4 protein-coding genes are annotated in these 3995 nt (G+C 66.3%); all 4 read left to right on the forward strand.

Annotated features, from left to right (window positions below; all coding sequences use genetic code 11):
- Positions 1 to 47 precede the first annotated feature (47 nt).
- The 4 genes from pyrR to carA are packed head-to-tail and all read left to right on the forward strand — an operon-like array spanning position 48 to position 3986.
- Positions 48 to 593, forward strand: a complete 546-nt coding sequence (gene pyrR / locus QZZ33_RS06860) for a bifunctional pyr operon transcriptional regulator/uracil phosphoribosyltransferase PyrR (RefSeq protein WP_366475762.1) — start codon at positions 48 to 50, stop codon at positions 591 to 593.
- Positions 590 to 1546, forward strand: a complete 957-nt coding sequence (locus QZZ33_RS06865) for an aspartate carbamoyltransferase catalytic subunit (protein ID WP_291379027.1) — start codon at positions 590 to 592, stop codon at positions 1544 to 1546. The genes pyrR and QZZ33_RS06865 overlap by 4 nt, the downstream gene beginning before the upstream one ends.
- Positions 1543 to 2841: a dihydroorotase gene (locus tag QZZ33_RS06870; protein ID WP_291379028.1), complete on the forward strand. Its 1299-nt coding sequence runs from the start codon at positions 1543 to 1545 to the stop codon at positions 2839 to 2841. The genes QZZ33_RS06865 and QZZ33_RS06870 overlap by 4 nt, the downstream gene beginning before the upstream one ends.
- Positions 2838 to 3986, forward strand: a complete 1149-nt coding sequence (gene carA, locus QZZ33_RS06875; RefSeq protein ID WP_291379029.1) for a glutamine-hydrolyzing carbamoyl-phosphate synthase small subunit — start codon at positions 2838 to 2840, stop codon at positions 3984 to 3986. The genes QZZ33_RS06870 and carA overlap by 4 nt, the downstream gene beginning before the upstream one ends.
- The last annotated feature ends 9 nt before the right edge of the window (positions 3987 to 3995 follow it).

Genomic DNA, 3995 nt, shown 5'->3' on the forward strand with positions numbered 1-3995 from the left:
AACACCCCTTTAAGAGCCGTCCTGTGAGGCGGAGAAGGAGGTCCCAGGTGACTGGCACCATTCTTGGCGCGCCCGACATTGACCGGGCGCTCACCCGCATTGCTCACGAGATCCTTGAGCGCAATGGCGGGGCCGCAAACATCGTCCTCCTGGGGATCCCGACGCGTGGGCTTCCACTGGCTGAACGTCTGGCGTCAAAGATCGCCACTGTCGAGCAGGGCTTCGATGCCAGGCAGCGTTGTGGCGCCCTCGACATCACGATGTATCGCGACGATCTCCACAGGCAGCCCACCCGCTCGATCGGTCCCACGACGCTCCCGCCAGAAGGAATCGACGACGCCGTGGTGGTCTTGGTCGACGACGTCTTCCACACGGGGCGCACCATTCGTGCGGCACTCGATGCGATCAAGGACCTCGGCAGACCGCAGTCGGTGCAACTCGCCGTGCTGGTGGACCGCGGTCACCGCGAGGTTCCCATTCGCGCAGACTTTGTCGGCAAGAACATCCCCACGGCACGCTCCGAACGCGTGGGCGTCCACCTCACGGAGATCGACGGGGAGGATGCCGTGATTCTGACGGGGGGCGAGCGATGAAGCACCTGCTCGGCACCCAAGACCTCAGCCGCGAAGAGGCGGTGCTCATCCTCGACACCGCGGCGCAAATGGCCGCGACTCAGGAGCGGGAGATCCGCAAGCTGCCCACGCTGCGCGGCAAGACGGTGGTCAACCTCTTCTTCGAGGACTCGACGCGTACACGCATCAGTTTTGAGGCTGCAGCGAAGCGTCTCAGCGCCGACGTCATCAACTTCTCCGCCAAGGGTTCCAGCGTGTCAAAGGGCGAGAGCCTCAAGGACACTGCGCTGACGTTGCAGGCCATGGGGGCGGACGCCGTCGTCATCCGTCACTGGGCGTCTGGGGCCGCAAACCAACTCGCCCACGGTGGGTGGCTTCACGGCAGCGTACTCAATGCAGGCGACGGGACGCACCAGCACCCCACCCAGGCGCTCTTGGACGCGTACACGATGCGTCGCCATTTGGTCGACGGGCCGGACGGCAAGGGGCTCGACGGCCTCCACGTGGCGATTGTGGGCGACATCCTGCACTCGCGGGTCGCCCGCTCCAACGTGCATCTGCTGACGACGCTTGGCGCCAAGGTCACGCTCGTGGCGCCGCCCACGCTGCTCCCGGTGGGCATCGGACCGTGGCCGGTCACAGTGGTGCATGGGCTGGACGCGGCACTCGACGGGCCGCCCATCGATGCCGTGATGATGCTGCGCGTTCAGCGCGAGCGCATGACGGGCGGAGGTGCGGCATTCTTTCCCAGCCCCCAGGAGTACACGCGGCTGTTCGGCCTCGATGGGCAGCGCCTCGCGCGCCTGCCGGAGCACGCGATCGTGATGCACCCCGGCCCCATGAACAGAGGTCTCGAGATTTCGGCGGAGGCGGCCGACAGCCCCCGTTCAGTGATTGTGGAACAGGTGGCCAACGGCGTGGCGGTGCGCATGGCGGCGCTCTACCTGCTCTTGGCAGGAGAGGAGCAGGTGTGAACAGCGCGTTCGTGATTGCAGGAGCCAGCATCTATGGAGAGAAGGTGGCGGACGTCGCCGTCGTCGACGGGGTCGTTGTGCCAACGGACGACGCTCCGGCCAGCGCGATCCGCGTCGACGCTGAGGGACTGGTCTTGCTACCAGGGCTCGTCGATCTGCACACGCACTTGCGTGAGCCGGGCCGCGAGGACGCGGAGACGATCGAGACGGGCTCTCGCGCGGCCGCAAAGGGTGGCTGGACTGCCATTCACGCGATGGCGAACACCACTCCCGTGGCCGATACGGCAGGCGTGGTCGAGCAGGTGTGGTCCCGTGGCCGCGAGATCGGCCTGGTGGACGTGTACCCCGTAGGTGCAGTGACGGTCGGCCTCAAGGGCGAGCACCTGTCGGAGATGGGCGCCATGGCTCACTCGCGCGCCAGGGTGCGGTTGTTCAGCGATGACGGCATCTGCGTCAACGACCCCGTCATCATGCGCCGCGCCCTCGAGTACGTGAAGTCATTCGATGGCGCCGTGGTGCAACACGCTCAAGACCTGCGCCTCACAGAGGGCTCACAGATGCACGAGGGAGAGGTCTCTGCGGAACTTGGCCTCACAGGATGGCCGGCCGTCGCGGAAGAGTCGATCGTGGCGCGCGACGTGCTGCTTGCCGGCCACGTGGGTTCCAGGGTCCACATTCAGCATCTCTCCACAGCTGGCTCCGTCGACATCGTGCGATGGGCCAAATCCCGCGGCATCCAGGTCACCGCGGAAGCGACGCCTCACCACCTGTTCCTCACGCATGAGGAGGCCCGCAGCTACAACCCCCTGTTCAAGGTCAACCCGCCGCTGCGCACTGCAGAGGACGTCGACGCTGTGCGCGAGGGGCTTGCCGACGGCACCATCGACATCGTCGCCACGGACCACGCACCGCACCCGAGTGAGGACAAGGATTGCGAATGGGCAGCGGCCGCGTTTGGTATGACGGGGCTCGAGACGGCGCTCGGCATCGTCCAGTCGGTCATGGTCGACTCGGGCCTCATCACCTGGCGGGACGTGGCGCGAGTCATGTCGTCCACGCCTGCCGCCATCGGCCGTGTGCATGAATGGCACGGACGCCCGATCGCTGCCGGCGAGCCTGCACACCTCACGCTGGTAGACCCCCGGGCGGAGTACACCGTAGACCCCGCGTCGCACGCGAGCAGATCTCGCAACACACCGTACGCTGGCAGGGTCCTCCCGGGGCGCGCAGTCGCGACGTTCTTGCGCGGCAAGCCCACCTACCTTGATGCCCGTTTCGAAGGAGTGTTCGCGTGAGCAACGACCCCGCCGTGCTCGTGCTCGAGAACGGCGATGTGTATCGAGGCGAGGCGTATGGCGCGCGCGGCCAGACGCTCGGTGAGATCGTGTTCAACACCGGCATGACGGGGTACCAAGAGACCCTCACCGATCCGTCGTACTACCAGCAGATCGTGGTCATGACGGCGCCCCACATCGGTAACACAGGGATGAACGATGAGGACGCCGAGTCGCGCCGAATCTGGGTGGCAGGATACGTGATGCGGGACCCGGCGCGACGGCCAAGCAACTGGCGATCCCAGCGGCCGTTGGGGGATGACCTCACCGAGCAGGGCATCGTCTCCATGTCGGGGATCGACACCCGGAAACTCACTCGCACGCTTCGCACGTCGGGTTCGATGCGTGGGGGCATCTTCTCTGGCGAGGCGCTCGCCGATGACCCCACCTTGCTGGCGCGCGTGCGTGAAGCGGCGCCCATGGCGGGCGCGCACCTCGCCGACGCGGTGTCGATCGACGGCGACTACGTCATCGAGCCGCCAGACGGCGTTGAGCAGATCGCGCACGTAGTGGCCGTCGACCTCGGCATTAAGGCGATGACTCCCGAGTTGATGGCGCTACGCGGCATCAAAGTGACGGTGGTGCCTTCGTCGTGGACCGCCGAGCAGATTCTTGCGCGGGAGCCAAATGGAGTGTTCTTCTCCAACGGTCCGGGCGACCCGGCCGTGGCGGACAGGTCGGTGGGTGTGGTGCGCGGCATTCTCGATGCACGCGTGCCGCTCTTCGGCATCTGCTTTGGAAATCAGCTGCTAGGCAGGGCGCTGGGCTACGGCACATACAAGCTGCGCTTCGGTCACCGTGGGATCAACCAGCCCGTCATGGATCGCACCACAGGGAAGGTCGAGGTGACGAGCCACAATCACGGTTTCGCCGTCGACGCCCCGCTTGATGGCGTGAGCGAGTCCCCGAACGGTTACGGCCGCGTTCGCGTCAGTCACGTGTGCCTCAACGACGACGTGGTGGAGGGTCTCGAGTGCCTCGACGCGCCAGCATTCTCCGTGCAGTACCACCCGGAGGCGGCCGCGGGCCCGCACGACGCCTCGTACCTGTTTGATCGCTTCCTCGACCTCATGCACGGTCGGCGCGCCTTTGAAGGAGCCCGCTAGTGCCGCGCC

Source organism: Demequina sp. (assembly GCF_016278775.1).
Lineage (GTDB): Bacteria > Actinomycetota > Actinomycetes > Actinomycetales > Demequinaceae > Demequina.